At 68.4% G+C, this 14,460-nt stretch carries 14 protein-coding genes; 7 read left to right on the top strand and 7 right to left on the bottom strand.

Annotation, left to right across the window (positions count from 1 at the left end; genetic code table 11):
- Positions 1-229: 229 nt before the first annotated feature.
- The 4 genes from AC0J5J_RS14860 to AC0J5J_RS14845 are packed head-to-tail and all read right to left on the bottom strand — an operon-like array spanning position 230 to position 4,539.
- Complete coding sequence (locus AC0J5J_RS14860) at positions 230-1,246, bottom strand: iron-sulfur cluster-binding protein (RefSeq protein WP_474898710.1); 1,017 nt, start codon at positions 1,244-1,246, stop codon at positions 230-232.
- Complete coding sequence (locus AC0J5J_RS14855) at positions 1,246-2,220, bottom strand: dihydroorotate dehydrogenase (RefSeq protein ID WP_474898708.1); 975 nt, start codon at positions 2,218-2,220, stop codon at positions 1,246-1,248. Before AC0J5J_RS14855 ends, AC0J5J_RS14860 begins: the two co-directional genes overlap by 1 nt.
- Positions 2,221-2,243: 23 nt before the next feature.
- Positions 2,244-3,350 carry an LLM class flavin-dependent oxidoreductase gene (locus AC0J5J_RS14850; RefSeq protein WP_474898706.1) on the bottom strand — a complete coding sequence of 369 codons (1,107 nt, stop codon included), beginning with the start codon at positions 3,348-3,350 and terminating at the stop codon, positions 2,244-2,246.
- A gap of 37 nt (positions 3,351-3,387) precedes the next feature.
- Entirely contained in the window at positions 3,388-4,539 is a 1,152-nt protein-coding gene (locus AC0J5J_RS14845; RefSeq protein WP_474898704.1) for an ROK family protein, read from the bottom strand.
- A gap of 235 nt (positions 4,540-4,774) precedes the next feature.
- Here AC0J5J_RS14845 and AC0J5J_RS14840 point away from each other — a divergent pair, with 235 nt between their 5' ends.
- The 4 genes from AC0J5J_RS14840 to AC0J5J_RS14825 are packed head-to-tail and all read left to right on the top strand — an operon-like array spanning position 4,775 to position 9,598.
- Positions 4,775-6,034 carry an ABC transporter substrate-binding protein gene (locus AC0J5J_RS14840; protein ID WP_474898702.1) on the top strand — a complete coding sequence of 420 codons (1,260 nt, stop codon included), beginning with the start codon at positions 4,775-4,777 and terminating at the stop codon, positions 6,032-6,034.
- 2 nt (positions 6,035-6,036) lie between these two features.
- The gene (locus AC0J5J_RS14835) at positions 6,037-6,972 is read left to right on the top strand and encodes a carbohydrate ABC transporter permease (protein WP_474898700.1); all 936 of its coding nucleotides are present in this window, start codon (positions 6,037-6,039) and stop codon (positions 6,970-6,972) included.
- Positions 6,972-7,880, top strand: a complete 909-nt coding sequence (locus AC0J5J_RS14830) for a carbohydrate ABC transporter permease (RefSeq protein ID WP_474898698.1) — start codon at positions 6,972-6,974, stop codon at positions 7,878-7,880. The genes AC0J5J_RS14835 and AC0J5J_RS14830 overlap by 1 nt, the downstream gene beginning before the upstream one ends.
- Positions 7,877-9,598 (top strand): glycoside hydrolase family 13 protein, encoded by a 1,722-nt coding sequence (locus AC0J5J_RS14825; RefSeq protein WP_474898696.1) that lies wholly within the window; start codon positions 7,877-7,879, stop codon positions 9,596-9,598. The genes AC0J5J_RS14830 and AC0J5J_RS14825 overlap by 4 nt, the downstream gene beginning before the upstream one ends.
- Here the strand turns inward: AC0J5J_RS14825 and AC0J5J_RS14820 are convergent.
- Positions 9,586-10,047: a VanZ family protein gene (locus AC0J5J_RS14820; protein WP_474898694.1), complete on the bottom strand. Its 462-nt coding sequence runs from the start codon at positions 10,045-10,047 to the stop codon at positions 9,586-9,588. The genes AC0J5J_RS14825 and AC0J5J_RS14820 overlap by 13 nt on opposite strands.
- A 148-nt stretch (positions 10,048-10,195) precedes the next feature.
- Positions 10,196-11,731 carry an amino acid permease gene (locus tag AC0J5J_RS14815; protein ID WP_134425671.1) on the bottom strand — a complete coding sequence of 512 codons (1,536 nt, stop codon included), beginning with the start codon at positions 11,729-11,731 and terminating at the stop codon, positions 10,196-10,198.
- Between the two features lie 131 nt (positions 11,732-11,862).
- On the opposite strand from AC0J5J_RS14815, the gene AC0J5J_RS14810 reads away from it, so the two are divergent.
- From AC0J5J_RS14810 to AC0J5J_RS14800, 3 genes are all read left to right on the top strand, one after another.
- Positions 11,863-12,636 carry an AzlC family ABC transporter permease gene (locus AC0J5J_RS14810; RefSeq protein WP_474898692.1) on the top strand — a complete coding sequence of 258 codons (774 nt, stop codon included), beginning with the start codon at positions 11,863-11,865 and terminating at the stop codon, positions 12,634-12,636.
- Entirely contained in the window at positions 12,633-12,944 is a 312-nt protein-coding gene (locus AC0J5J_RS14805; protein ID WP_134425673.1) for an AzlD domain-containing protein, read from the top strand. The genes AC0J5J_RS14810 and AC0J5J_RS14805 overlap by 4 nt, the downstream gene beginning before the upstream one ends.
- A gap of 193 nt (positions 12,945-13,137) precedes the next feature.
- Positions 13,138-13,326 (top strand): YegP family protein, encoded by a 189-nt coding sequence (locus AC0J5J_RS14800; protein WP_134425674.1) that lies wholly within the window; start codon positions 13,138-13,140, stop codon positions 13,324-13,326.
- A gap of 52 nt (positions 13,327-13,378) precedes the next feature.
- Here the strand turns inward: AC0J5J_RS14800 and AC0J5J_RS14795 are convergent, their stop codons facing one another.
- The gene (locus AC0J5J_RS14795) at positions 13,379-14,449 is read right to left on the bottom strand and encodes an LLM class flavin-dependent oxidoreductase (RefSeq protein WP_474898690.1); all 1,071 of its coding nucleotides are present in this window, start codon (positions 14,447-14,449) and stop codon (positions 13,379-13,381) included.
- Positions 14,450-14,460: the final 11 nt, after the last annotated feature.

Here is a 14,460-nt window from a genome sequence, read left to right as displayed (position 1 = left end):
TTCTCGCCATTCTGGCGACGAAGACTCGGTTGCCCGTATGGCGCGCGAGCTGGACGCGGAGGAGACGGCGCGAGTGCTGGCCACCAGTAGAAATTCACCAACTGCGGACGCGTTGTTCGAGTTGAGAAACCACCACCGAGGACCAGCGCGCTGCCGGTCTGCTCCGTATTGAGCGTGTTTCTGCGTGGCCGTTCGTAAGATTGACCTTCTCAAGCCTAACAGAAGACGTTCAGCCTGCCGCGTTGGCGCCCCCGGCGGCGGCGGTAAGCGGCAGCACGGCGTCGAACACCGGGCCGTCGACACAGACCAGCGGCCCCTCGACGGCGGGATCCGTGGCGACGGGCGCGGCGCAGCCGTGGCAGTAGCCGAGGCCGCAGGCCATGTGGGCCTCCAGCGAGACCTGCACCGGCACATCCCACTCGGAGCCGAGCTCGGCGGCGAGGCGGGCCAGCACGCCGGCGCCGCAGACCAGGATCACATCGGGCGGGGTGGCCGCGAAGAGCGCACGCAAGCGTTCGCCCAGCGCCGGCAGCGCGCTCGAGCCGTCGTCGTCGGTGACCGGGATGACGGTGGCGCCGAGTTCGGCGCAGTCGGCGAGGCCGATCAGGTTGGCCCGCGACCGGCCGCTGAGCACGACCGTGGCGCTGATGCCCTGGTCGGCGGCGTCTTCGACCGAGCCCATGATGGCGCAGACGCCGACGCCGCGGCCGATCATCAGCGCCGTGCGGGCCGGTTGCGGGCCGGGACCGGCCGACGGGGTCGCGGTCGGGAGGGCGGCATCCGGGAACTCGAAGCCGCGGCCCAGCGGCCCGGTGACCAGGAGGCTCTCGCCCACGACGACGTCGGCGAGCGCGGAGGTGCCGCGGCCGGCCACACCGTAGATGACCTCCACGGTGCCCTGCTCCGGGTGCCGGCGGTGAATGGCCATCGGGCGCGGGAGCAGGATGCGCTCCCCGCCCTTCGGCGGCACCGTGATCATCAGGAACTGTCCGGCGAGGGCGGTCGTCGCAATGGTGGCGGTTCTCAGCACGAGCCGGCGGTACCGCTCCCCCACCACCTCGTGCACGAGAACGGGGGCGTCGTCCCAGACCGGGTCGGGCCGGGGCACCCGGGCCGGCGGGCGCACCGCGATGAGGCCGTCGAGCGCGGCCTCGTCGGCGGCGGCGAACGCCTGCTGGCGGCGCAGGGCGGCGAGGGCGTCGCGGGCGGCGAGAACCGCGGGTGTCTCGGCGGGGGTTCCGGGCATCAGGCTCTCCAGATTTCGATCAGCCGGCCGATATCGGCGACCTCGGCGGCCAGACAGCGTTCCTGCAGGGCGCGAATGATTTCGACCATGGCGTACGGGCGTCCGAAGCTGGCCGTGCCCACCTGCACGGCGCGGGCGCCGACCGAGAAGTAGTCGAGGGCGTCGTCGGTGGTTTCGATGCCGCCGCAGGCGATCACCGGGATCTGCACCGCGCGGGAGGCCAGCCAGACCAGCCGCAGCACGATCGGGCGGATGTTCGGGCCCGACAGCCCGCCGATCACGTTGCCGAGCACAGGGCTGCGGGTGTCGGCCGTGAGCGGCAGGGCCGGGACGGAGTTGGCCACGCAGACCGCGTCGGCGCCGGCCGCCTCGGCGGCCTGGGCGCAGTCCGTGATCGAGGAGACGAGCACGGGCAGCTTGACGATCAGGGGTTTGTCGGTCTCCTGCCGTACCAGGCGCACGACCTTCTCGATGGCGTCGGGGTCGGAGCCGATGTCGGTGCCGTGGCGGTCGAGGTTCGGGCAGGACACGTTGAGTTCGTAGGCGTCGCCCGCGCCCCGCAGGTCCCGAACGACGGGGGCGTACTCACTGGACCGGTGGCCGCCGACGCTGACGATCACGGGCACGCCGAGCGCGAGGTAGAGCGGATGCTGTCCGGCCAGGTAGCCGTCCGCGCCGCGGCTCGGGATGCCGACGCTGTTGACCATGCCGGCCCGGATCTCGGTCAGCCGGTGCGCCGCGTTGCCGCCGCGCGGGGTGCCGAACACGGTCTTGGTGACCACGGCGCCGAGTTCGGTGACCGGGATCAGCCGGCCGAGCGAGGGACCGAAGCAGCCCGAGGCCGGCATCACCGGGTTGGCGAGGGTGAGGCTACCGATTCGCACCGAGAGGTCGACCGCCGCGGAATCGGCGGGGCGGGCGTCGAAGAAGGCGCGGCGCGCATCCGTCGGTGTCCGAGGCGGTGCGATGGTCATGGTGTCTGCTTCCACGGGACAGGTCAGGGCCGGGCGACGGATGCCGCAAGCCGTCCGGTCACGGCGGCGGCCTTCAGGGAGGCGTGCGTTGGCGCGTCGGGAACGTGGGCGGGCCGGTTCGCGGCCAGTTCGCGGCGGAGCACGGGCACCACCTCGCCGCCGAGGATGTCGAGCTGCTCGAGCACGGTCTTCAGCGGCAGTCCGGCGTGGTCCATCAGGAACAGCTGGCGCTGGTAGTCGCCGAAGTAGTCGCGCATGCCGGCGTAGCGGTCGATGATCTGCTGCGGGCTGCCGACGGTCAGCGGGGTCTGCTCGGTGAAGTCCTCGAGGCTCGGGCCGTGGCCGTAGACCGGGGCATTGTCGAAGTAGGGCCGGAATTCGTCCACGGCGTCCTGCGAATTCGTGCGCATGAACACCTGTCCGCCCAGACCCACGATCGCCTGGTCGGCGCGGCCGTGTCCGTAGTGCTCGAACCGGGCCCGGTAGAGGCTGATCAGCTTGAGGTAATGCTCCCGGGGCCAGAAGATGTTGTTGGCGAAGAACCCGTCTCCGTAGAAGGCGGCCTGCTCGGCGATTTCCGGGCTGCGGATGCTGCCGTGCCAGACGAAGGGCGGCACGCCGTCGAGCGGGCGCGGCGTCGACTGGAACCCCTGCAGCGAAGTGCGGAACTGGCCCTCCCAGTCCACGACGTCCTCGCGCCACAGCCGGCGCAACAGGGCGTAGTTCTCCAGCGCCAGAGGGATGCCCTGGCGGAGATCCTGGCCGAACCACGGGTAGACCGGGCCGGTGTTGCCGCGGCCGAGCATCAGGTCGACCCGGCCGCCGGAGAGGTGCTGCAGCATGGCGAAGTCTTCGGCGATCTTCACCGGGTCGTTGGTCGTGATCAGCGTCGTCGCCGTGGAGAGGATGATCCGCTCGGTCTTCGCCGCGATATAGCCGAGCAACGTCGTGGGCGAGGAGGGCACGAAAGGCGGATTGTGGTGCTCGCCGGCGGCGAAGACGTCGAGGCCGACCTCTTCCGCCTTCCGGGCGATGGCGACCATGGCCGTGATGCGCTCATGCTCGGTGGGGGTGTGACCGGTCGTGGGGTTGGCCGTGAGGTCACCCACGGTGAAGATCCCGAATTGCATGTGCAGCCTCCCACTCGCGCGGCGCGCACAGACGATTCTATTCGCTGGCAGGGGCAGGCAGACGGCCGAACGAGTGCTGGATGGCCACGGCCGCTGCCCCGCGGGCCCATGAGGAGACCCCACCGTCGTCGACGACGATGGTCAGCGCCGTCGCGGCCGGGTCGCGGTCGGCTCGGGCGGCGACGATGACGTCGTCGGATGCCAGAGCCCACAGGCCGATCCCCTCGCCGGAGAGCACGATCGTGTCGAGCATCCCGATGTTGGCGATCACCGCGATCAACCGGCCCAGGGCGCGTCCGGTGGCGGTGACGACGGATGCCGCAGCCCGGTTCCCCTCCGCCGCGAGCCGAAGCACCTCGTCGTAGTCGACCTCGCGGCCGAGGGCGACGCTGACCTGGGCGGACACGCTCTGACTCGTCAGCATGGCCCGCGAGCAGCCGCGGTGCCCTTCGGGGCAGAGCGGCCCGTTCGGGTCGAGCGGGATGTGCCCGGCGAGACCCAGGCCGCTGTCGACCGTCACGATCACCCGGTCGTCGACCACCAGCCCGTAGCCGACGCCGACACCGATGGTCAGAACCGCGAAGGTCGGCGTACCCCGGACCATCCCGAACCACTGTTCGGCGGAGGTGAGCGCGACGACGTCGTTCTCGATCGTGACCGGCAGCCCGAGCAGCCGTTCGAGCGTGGACGCCAGGTCGACGTCGTGCCAACCCAGAAAGGGTGCCTGGGTCACGACTCGAGCGTCGGCGACGTGCCCGCCCACGCAGACGCCGAGCGCAGACAGCCCGTCCGGTCCGCCGAGCTCGCGCACGACCTCCTCGATCCTGGCCACGACATGTTCGATCGTGTGGTCGGCGAGCCGCCGCCGGGCCGAGTGCAGCTCGTTGGCGCGCAGGTCGGTGAGCACTCCGAAGACGTCGTCACCGGTGAGCTTCACGCCGACGAACCGGCTGGCATCCACCCGCACGTCCAGCGGCCGGGCCGGGCGCCCGACGGTTCCGTCATGGTCTTCGCTGCCCTCGACGAACAGTCCATGGTCGAGGAACGGCTTGCTCAGCCGGGTGAGGCTGGCCGGCGACAGACCCAGGCGACGACCGAGGTCGCCGCGGGAGATCGGGCCGTGGATGAGGACCGCGCGCGCGAGTTCCCGGGCGGTCTCACTCGCCGTCGACGGTGCATCCGTGGTCATATCCGCTCCTGAGGTGCCATTTGTTCCATGATGGCATGAATCTGCGGCCTCCCACGGAATTTCCACCCCACAGCGTCACCGATTCCAGAAGTTGACGTCCTATTCTTTTTGCCGTAGAAAGATTCGGTAGTGATTTGACGGCCTAAGGAGCCCCGCAATGACGGATACGACGACGTACCAGGCACCCTCCCGGCGACGGCATCGGCCGAGGAGGCTGCGGACGCTGCGGCGATCCATGGCACTCGTCCTGGTCGGCGCTCTCGGCCTCGGCGCGCTCAGCGGCTGCGCCCCGAGCGGGAGCGACGTCGTCACCCTCGATTTTTTCCAGTTCAAGTCCGAGGCCATTGCTGACTTCGACGGCATCATCGCCGATTTCGAGGCCGAGAACCCCGGCATCCGGGTGACGCAGAACGCCGTCCCCGACGCGGACACCGCCATCCGCACCCTGCTCGTCAAGAACAAGGTGCCGGATGTGATCAGCCTGAACGGATCGGGCAACTTCGGCCAGCTCGCCCGGGCCGGCGTCTTCCACGATTTCACCGGCGACCCCGTTCTCGACCAGATCAACCCGGCCGTGCAGGACATCGTCGGCGCCCTCGGCACCTACGAGAACGAGGTGAACGCCCTCGGCTTCGTGAACAACGGCAACGGCGTGCTGTACAACCGCGAGATCTTCGCCGCGCAGGGCATCGCGATCCCCACCACCTGGGACGAGCTGATCGCCGCCTGCGACACCCTCCAGGCGGCCGGAATCGCCCCGTTCTACGGCACCGCGGCCGACGCGTGGACGATCCAATCCTCCCTGAACGGTATCGGCGCCCAACTCGGCGGCGACGATTTCTTCCCCGACCTCCGTGCGGAGGGTGCGGAGGTCGGTCCCGACTCCGCCGTCTCGTTCGCGAAGAACTACGACGAAACGCTGCAGAAGCTGCAGACGCTGTACTCCTACGCGCAGGACGGCTACCTCGGCCGCACCTACGAAGACGGCAACCTGGCCTTCGCGAATGGTGAATCGGCGATGCTGATGCAGGGGATCTGGGCCCTCAGCCCGATCCTGGCCAACAACCCCGACATCAGCGTCGGCGGTTTCCCGTACCCGGTGACGGATGACCCGGCCGACATCAAGCTCGTCTCCGGCGTCGACGTGGCCATCGCCATCGGCCGCGACACCCCGCACCTCGCCGAGTCGCGGCTGTTCGTGGACTTCCTCTTCCAGAAGGAGGTGCTCAACTCCTTCGCAGCCTCCCAGAACATGTTCTCGACGGCCCGGGACGCCGCAGAGAACACCAACCCGGCCCTGGCGGAACTGCAGCCGTACTTCCAGACCGGCCGGATCACCGGCTTCATCGATCACCAGATCCCGGCGAGCATCCCGCTCGGGCCGATCGTTCAGCAGTACCTGACCGACCAGAACAGCGCGAAAGCGCTGGCCACCCTCGACAACGAGTGGCGCAAGGTCGCATCACGCACCACCTCGACACGAAGCGGAGACTAACGATGGCTACTCCCGTCCTGACCCGGCCCCGGCCGGAGCGCGCACCCCGAACGACGGGGTCGAGCCGCGTGCGGCGACGCGTCGGAGCCACCCCGCGCGCCTTCTACTGGATGGTCGTCCCCGCGGTCGCCGTCTTCGCGCTGCTGCACACCGTCCCGGTGCTCATCGGCATCTTCTTCTCCTTCACCAACTACGCCGGCTTCGGTTCCTGGGACTTCGTCGGGTTCGGCAACTTCATCGCCCTGTTCCAGGACGACCGGGTACTGAAGGCCTACGGCTTCACCTTCGGCTTCGCCATCGTCGCCACCATCCTCACCAATGTGATCTCGCTGGCGATCGCGGTCGGGCTCAACGCCAAGATCGCGTTCCAGTCCACCTTCCGCGGCATCTTCTTCATCCCCTACGTGCTGGCGATCCTGGTCGTCGGCTACGTCTTCCAGTATTTCTTCGCCAACTCGCTCCCCCGGATCCTGTCCGGCATCCCGGTGTTCCGTGACAACATCCTGACCAACCCGGACTGGGCGTGGACAGCCATCGTCGCCCTGGCGGTCTGGCAGGCCTGCGCGTTCGCGATCATCCTCTACCTGGCCGGACTGCAGACGATCCCTCAGGAGCTCTACGAGGCATCCGCGATCGACGGCGCCACGCCGAGAAGGCAGTTCCGGTCGATCACCTTCCCCATGATCAGCGCCTTCTTCACCATCAACATGGTGCTGAGCCTGAAGGGATTCCTGCAAACCTTCGACCACATCGTCGCCCTCACCGCCGGTGGGCCGGGAACCTCGACCGAATCGATCACCCTGCTCATCTTCCGGGGCGGCTTCCAGGGCGGCGAGTTCGCCTATCAGTCCGCCAACGCGGTGCTCTTCGTCGTCGTCATCATGCTCGTCTCGTTTCTTCAGTTCCGAGTTCTTCAGCGCAAGGAGGCCGACTTCTAATGGCTATCACCATCGACGCCCCCGCGACGGTCGAACCTGCGTCCCCCAGACCCGCCCGGGACCCGCGCGCGATCCGGCGCATCAACGGCAACCGTGCCCGGATCAACTGGTGGGCCACCGCGCTGATCGCGGTCTGCGCGATCACCGTTCTGGTGCCGCTCTACTTCGCCGTGGTCACCGCGCTGAAGACCCCCGACCAGCTCGGCGGCACCGGATTCGAGCTGCCCACCAGTTTCCACTGGCAGAACTTCGTCGACGCCTGGACGCTGACCAGGTTCCCGCAGGCCTTGGTGAACACGGCCCTGATCACCGTCGGCGCCGTCGTGCTCACCCTGCTGACGAACTCGCTGGTGGCCTATGCCATCGCCCGCAATTTACACAAGCCGTTCTTCAAGGGTGTCTACTTCTACCTGCTGTCCGCCATCTTCATTCCGTTCCCGATCATCATGCTCCCGGTCGTGAAAGAGACGGCTCTGTTCGGCCTCGACAACCAGGTCGGACTGATCCTGCTCTACGCCGTGTTCGGGCTCTCGCTCAACGTTTTCATCTACGTCGCGTTCATCAAGTCGATCCCGATCGAGCTCGAGGAGGCGGCCTACACCGACGGGGCGACGACGTGGCGGGTGTACTGGCAGATCATCTTCCCGCTGCTGACCCCGATGAACGCAACCGTCGGCATCCTCACCTGTGTCTGGGCGTGGAACGACTTCATCCTGCCGCTCGTCGTGCTCTCGGACCCGGCGGCGCGCACCCTGCAGCTCTCCCAGTTCGTGTTCCAGGGCCAGTTCAACACCAACTACTCGGCTGCGTTCGCGTCGTACCTGATGGCCATGGCCCCGCTTCTGATTGTGTACATTTTTGCCCAGCGCTGGGTCATCTCCGGCGTGATGAGAGGATCGATCAAATGACAACCACCGCACCGACGGCCGACCCGAACGCCCCCGAGTCCACCCCCGAAACCGGAGCCCCCTGGTGGACCAGCGCCGTCGTCTACCAGGTGTACCCGCGCAGCTTCGCGGACTCCGACGGCGACGGGATCGGCGACCTCGGCGGCATCCGTTCGAAGCTCGACTACCTCGCCGAGCTGGGCGTCGACGCGGTCTGGCTCTCCCCCGTCTACCCGTCGCCGCAGCATGACAACGGCTATGACATCAGCGACTACCAGGACATCGAACCCGTCTTCGGCAGCCTGGCGGAATTCGACCTGCTGCTGGCCGAGGCCCACGAGCGCGGAATCAAGATCGTGATGGACCTGGTGGTCAACCACACCAGCGACGAGCACGCCTGGTTCCAGGAGTCACGCTCGTCGCTGACGAACCCGAAGCGCGACTGGTACTGGTGGCGGAAGCCGCAGGCCGACGGCGGACCGCCGAACGGCTGGGGCAGCGCCTTCAGCGGCCCGGCCTGGACCCTCGATCCGGCCACCGACGAGTACTACCTGCACCTGTTCGCGAAGCAGCAGCCCGACCTCAACTGGGAGAACCCCGAGGTGCGCCAGGCCGTCTACTCGATGATGAACTGGTGGTTGGACCGCGGCGTCGACGGCTTCCGGATGGACGTGATCAACTTCATCGCCAAGCAGGTCGAGCTGATCGACGGGCCGGCCCCGGCCACCGGCGGCGGCTCGCCGATGGGGGCGCAGATCCACGATTTCCTGCAGGAGATGCACCGGGAGGTGTTCGACGGGCGCACGGGCCGGCACCTCACCGTCGGCGAGATGCCCGGCGTGAGCACCGATGACGCCCTGCTGTTCACCGACCCGGCCCGGCGTGAAGTCGACATGATATTCCAGTTCGAGCATGTCGGCCTCGACCAGGGCGAGCACAAGTTCGACGTGCTCCCGCGCAGCCTGCCGGCGCTGAAGAAGAGCCTGTCCCGTTGGCAGGAGGGCCTCGCCGCCACCGGCTGGAACAGCCTCTACCTGAACAACCACGACCAGCCCCGGCTGGTGTCGCGTTTCGGGAACGACACCTCGTGGCGCTACGAGTCGGCGACGCTCTGGGCGCTGGTGCTGCACCTGCACCGCGGCACGCCCTACATCTATCAGGGCGAGGAGATCGGCATGACCAACGTGCGGTACGACTCCATCGACGACTACCGCGACCTCGAGTCCCTCAACCATTACCGTGAGGCGGTGGACGAGTTCGACCTCGACCCGGGCACCGTGCTCGCCGGCGTGCAGACCATGGGCCGTGACAACGCGCGCACACCCATGCAGTGGGACGCCTCCCCGCAGGCCGGTTTCACCACCGGCACACCGTGGCTGGCCGTGAACCCCAACAGCGACACGGTCAACGTGGCCGCCGACCGCGACAGCGAGCGGAGCGTGTTCCGCTTCTACCAGCGACTGATCGCACTGCGTCACAACAGCGCGGTGGTCGCGCTTGGTGACTTCGCCCTGCTCGAACCCGACCATGAGGCGCTGTACGCCTTCACACGCACCCGGGGCGAGGAAACACTCCTCGTGGTCGCCAACGCGTCGGATCTCCCGTTCACCGACCCGCTGCCGCTGGACGTCTCGGGTGCGGAACTGGTTCTGGCGAACTACCCGGCGCGGGCGGATGCCGCCGCATCCGCCACCCAGACGACCCTGCGCCCGTGGGAGGCGCGCCTCTACCGGCTGTAGGTCGGAGCGGCTCGCCTCGTCCGGGGGTCCTCACGGCGCACCAGCTTGAACGCCGTGAGGACCAGACCCGCGACGACCCCGAGCACGGCGCCGCTCCCGTTCGCGACCAGATCGCGCACATCCGGGAACCGGGTCGGCAGGAACTGCTGGGTGAACTCGATCGTGCCGGTGAGCAGGAGACCCAGGGCGATGGCCAACCACCAGAACCGGCGCCCGAACAGAAGCAGCAGGAACACCCCGATCGGGATGAACATGGCGATGTTGGCGGCGAATTCGACCCGCCCGTAGGTGATCCAGTCGGTGGAGTCGTGCCGGGCGAAGAACCCGAGCGCCCGCAGCAGCAGCCCGTTGTTGCTGCTGTAGAGCGGCTGCGGCCCCAGCGTCACCCAGCCCACGAACGCCAGATAGGCGAGCGTGATCAGGGACAGGAGCGGGTGACGGTGCAGCATGGCTCCATCCTCCCCGATCCCTGCTGGGGGTCTACCCCGTGCGCTCTCCGCGCGCAGGGGCCGTTCACCGAACGCGAAAGCGCACAATCTGCCCCTTCCCGAACACTGAGGGGGCAGATTGTGCGCTTTCGCGGGTCATGCAGGGGCTCTACTTGCTCAGCGCGGCCCGTTCCTCGGCGATGAGCTCCTCGCGGAGGGTGTCGTCGAAGACGCGCTTGGCTTCGATGCCGACCACCGAGTGGCGGCGGCCGTAGAGGAAGTACACCGCGATGCCGATCGCGAGCCAGACCGCGAAGCGCACCCAGGTCAGCGTCGTGAGGTTGAGCATGAGCCAGAAGCAGAGCACCGCCGACAGGATGGGCAGGTACGGCGAGAACGGAACTTTGAAGGCCCGGGGCAGGTCGGGGCGCTTCTTGCGGAGCACGACCACGGCGATGCTGACCAGCACGAAGGCGGACAGCGTGCCGATGTTGATCATTTCCTCGAGCACGCCCACGTCGGTGAACCCGGCGATCAGGGCCACGGCGGCACCGGAGATGATCTGCACCCGTGCGGGGGTGCCGCGCTTGGATGAGGTGACGCTCAGCCCACGCGGCAGCAGGCCGTCGCGGCTCATCGCGAAGAGCACGCGGGACAGGCCGAGGAGCAGCACCATGATCACGGTGGTGAGCCCCACCAGGATGCCGACCGAGATCACCTGAGCAGCCCAGCCGGCGCCGACTGAGATGAACGCCGTGGCGAGCGAGGCGTTGGGGTCGTCGGCAAGAACCGTGTACGGCACCATTCCGGTGAGCACGAGGCTGACACCGAGGTAGAGCACCGTGACGATGGCCAAACCGGCGAAGATTCCGCGCGGCAGCGTCTTCTGCGGGTTCTTGACCTCTTCGGCGCTGGTGGCGACCACGTCGAACCCGATGAACGCGAAGAAGACCAGTGAGGCACCGGCGAGCAGGCCGAACAGTCCGTACTGGGCCGGCTGGGCGCCGGTCATGAACGAGAAGAGCGACTGCATCCAGACGTCGCCGTCGCCGCCCGTGGACGGCACGGCCTCGGGGATGAACGGCGTGTAGTTCTTCGGGTTGATGAAGAAGGCGCCGACCACGATCACGAACAACACGATCGCGACCTTGAGGATGGTGAAGATGCTGGCGACCCGCGCGGAGAGCTTGGTGCCGAGCACCAGAAGGGTGGTGAAGATGGCGACGATCACGAAGGCGCCCCAGCTGACCTGCAGGCCGAAGACCGAGATCGTGGCCGGGACATCCCAGTTCCAGAGCTCGAACACCTCACTGAGGTAGATTCCCCAATACTTGGCGATCACGGCGGCGGCGGTGAGCATCTCGAGGATCAGGTCCCAGCCGATGATCCAGGCGAGCAGTTCACCGAGCGTCGCGTAGGTGAAGGTGTACGCCGAGCCGGCCACGGGAACCGCCGACGCGAACTCCGCGTAACACATGATGGCGAGGGCGCAGGTGATCGCGGCGAGCAGGAACGCCAGGGTGACGGATGGCCCGGCGTAGCTGCCGGCCGCCTTCGCACCGACCGAGAAGATACCGGCGCCCACGGCGACCGCCACCCCCATGATCATGAGGTCCCAGGTGCCCAGCGTGCGCTTGAGGCTGTGGCCCTTCTCGAGGGAGTCAGCCAGGGAGGCTTCGATGCTCTTGGTGCGCCAGACGCTCATAACTGGGTGTTTTCCGTTCCGTTGGGTACCGCTCAATATTAGGCCCCCGCCGGGGACCCCCCGCCGGTCAGGCGCTACGCAGCGGCCCGCCCGCCGACCCGCGACCGGCGCCTACCCCGTAGCATTGTGCGGTGCCTGCCGACCTTCGCCACTCCCCCGGAGTCAGGGTCGGCCTGTCGGTCGCGGTGGCCACCGGGCTCTACGGGATCTCGTTCGGCGCCCTGGCGGTGGCCTCGGGCCTCGACGTCTGGCAGACCGCGGTTCTGAGCCTGCTCCTGTTCTCGGGGGGCTCCCAGTTCGCATTCATCGGGGTGATCGCCGGCGGCGGCAGCGGGGCCGCGGCTGCCGGCGCGGCGGCGCTCCTCGGCATCCGAAATGCCGTCTATGGCATGCAATTGAACGCCCTGCTGCATCCGCAGGGCTGGCGCCGCTTCGCCGCGGCCCAGGTCACAATCGACGAATCGCTGGCCACCAGCACCGGGCAGACCGACCCCGTCGAGCAGAAGCGGGGTTTCTGGATGGCGGGCATGGGCATCTTCGTGCTCTGGAACGCCTTCACCCTGATCGGGGCGTTCGCCGGCGACGCCCTCGGTGACCCGAAACGGTGGGGTCTGGACGGGGCGGCCGTCGCGGCGTTCCTCGGATTGCTCTGGCCGCGGCTGCGATCCCGGGAGGCGGCGGCGATCGCCGTGGTGTGCGCCCTGGCCACCGTGCTGGCCGTGCCGTTCGTGCCGCCGGGCGTACCCATCCTGGTGGCGGCCGTCGCCGCCGCCGGCATCGGCTGGTTCGGCTTCCGGCACGGGCCGGACGGTGAGGGTCTCGAGCCCGACGTCGACCCCTATCCCGATCCCCGGGACCGGCCCGGCCAACGGCCCGGTCCACCGGATGCGGAGGCTCCCCGGTGAGCGTCTGGTTCTGGATCCTCGTGGCCTGTGCTGCCGGGTTCCTCACGAAGCTGCTCGGCTACCTCGTGCCGCGCAAGTGGCTCACCAACGCGCGCATCGCCCGGGTCGCCGGCACGCTCACGATCGGCCTGCTCGCCTCCCTGACGGTCGCGAACACCCTCTCCACCGGGCAGACGCTGGTCCTGGACGCCCGACTCGGCGCCCTCGCCGCCGCGGCGATCGCGCTCTGGCTGAGGGCCCCGTTCCTGGTGGTGGTCGTCGCGGGAGCGGCCGCGGCGGCCGGACTGCGCCTGCTCGGCGCCGCCTAGCACCGTGCCCCGGCCGCCCCGACCGTCGCCGCCCTGCCACTCATCTGTTCCCCGTGCGGACAACTGTTGCCGGCACGCGGGCAACAGTTGTCCGCACGGGCGACAGTTGCCGGTCGCGGTGCCGGGAGCGGTAGGGTTTTTCCAACGGCTAGCTGCCGACCATGTTTTTCAATGTTGAAGAAATGAGTGTGCCATGAGTGGAAAATACGAGCTCTACGCAGAACGATCCGGCGGATTCCAGTTTCGGCTGAAGGCCAACAACGGCGAAGTGATCGCAACCTCCGAGAGCTACCACTCCAAGGCGGAGGCCCTCAAGGGCATCGAGGCGCTGAAGACCCACGTCAAGTCGCACGTGGTCGACATGACGGAACCGGAAGACTGAGCCCGGAAACAGCCGGCTACCGGGGCGTGACCGCCCACCCGCACGCGCGCCGTTAGGCGGCGAGCTGCTCCCCGGTCAGCAATTCCGCGGCGAGCAGTTCGAGGGTGCGCTCCCGGGCCGGTGAGGCGAACGGGTCCGCATCCGTGTGAGCGGACGCGATCGGCTGCAGCATGACCTCGTCGGCCCCGAACTGCGCCGCGAGGGCACGGATGCGCGTTGCAGCACCGACGGGCTCGTCGATGATCCAGGCGGCGGCCATCCGTTCGACCATGCCGAGCAGTGCCGGCGTCATCGGTGCGGCGGCGGCCTCCTCGACCGTGGCGAGGGGTCCGAGCGGCAGGCCTGAGCGCAGGCGCGCCATCTGCTGCATCTGCGGCAGCGCGAGGGCGAGGGCCTCTGCTTTCGTGTCGGCGACCGCCACGTTCAGGGTGAGGATCGTGCGGGGTGCGTCGAGGGTCTCACTGGGCGTGAACCCGCGGCGGTACAGGTCGAGGGCCTGGGTGGTGCCGTCGCCGGCGAAGTGGTTGGCGAAGACGTAGGGCATGCCCTGCCGGGCCGCGAGCCGGGCCGAGTACTCGCTCGAGCCCAGCAGCCAGATGTCGGGCATCCCGGTGGCGGCGGGCGTCGCGTGCAGGGTGTACTCCTGGCCGGAGGTGAGGCTGAGCGAAGCCCCGTCGGGGTGCAGCAGCGCGGCGATGTCGGCGATGTTGCGCGGGAACGCGTCGACCTCGCTCACGGCGCCGCTCGAGCGGAGCAGCGCGGTGATCATCGGGTCGCTGCCGGGCGCACGGCCCAGCCCCAGGTCGATGCGACCGGGGAAGGCCGCCTCGAGGATGCCGAACTGCTCGGCGATGACGAGCGGCGAGTGGTTGGGCAGCATCACTCCCCCGGAGCCGACCCGGATGCGTTCGGTCCGCGCGGCGAGGATGCCGATCAGCACGGGAGGGTTCGTCGACGCCACCGCCTGCATATTGTGGTGCTCCGCGACCCAGTACCGGGTGTAGCCGAGGCGGTCGGCGCTCTGGGCGAGACGCACGGCTGCCGCGATCGCCTGAGCGGAGCTCTGGGGGGTGCGGACGGGAATCAGATCGAGCACGGACAGGCTCAGCGCGGAGGTAGACATCGCTGGGGAAA

It is taken from the genome of Cryobacterium sp. TS_SC_7 (assembly GCF_056156285.1).
Note: the sequence above shows the minus strand (reverse complement) of the source record. Positions and strands in the feature narration are given on the sequence as shown.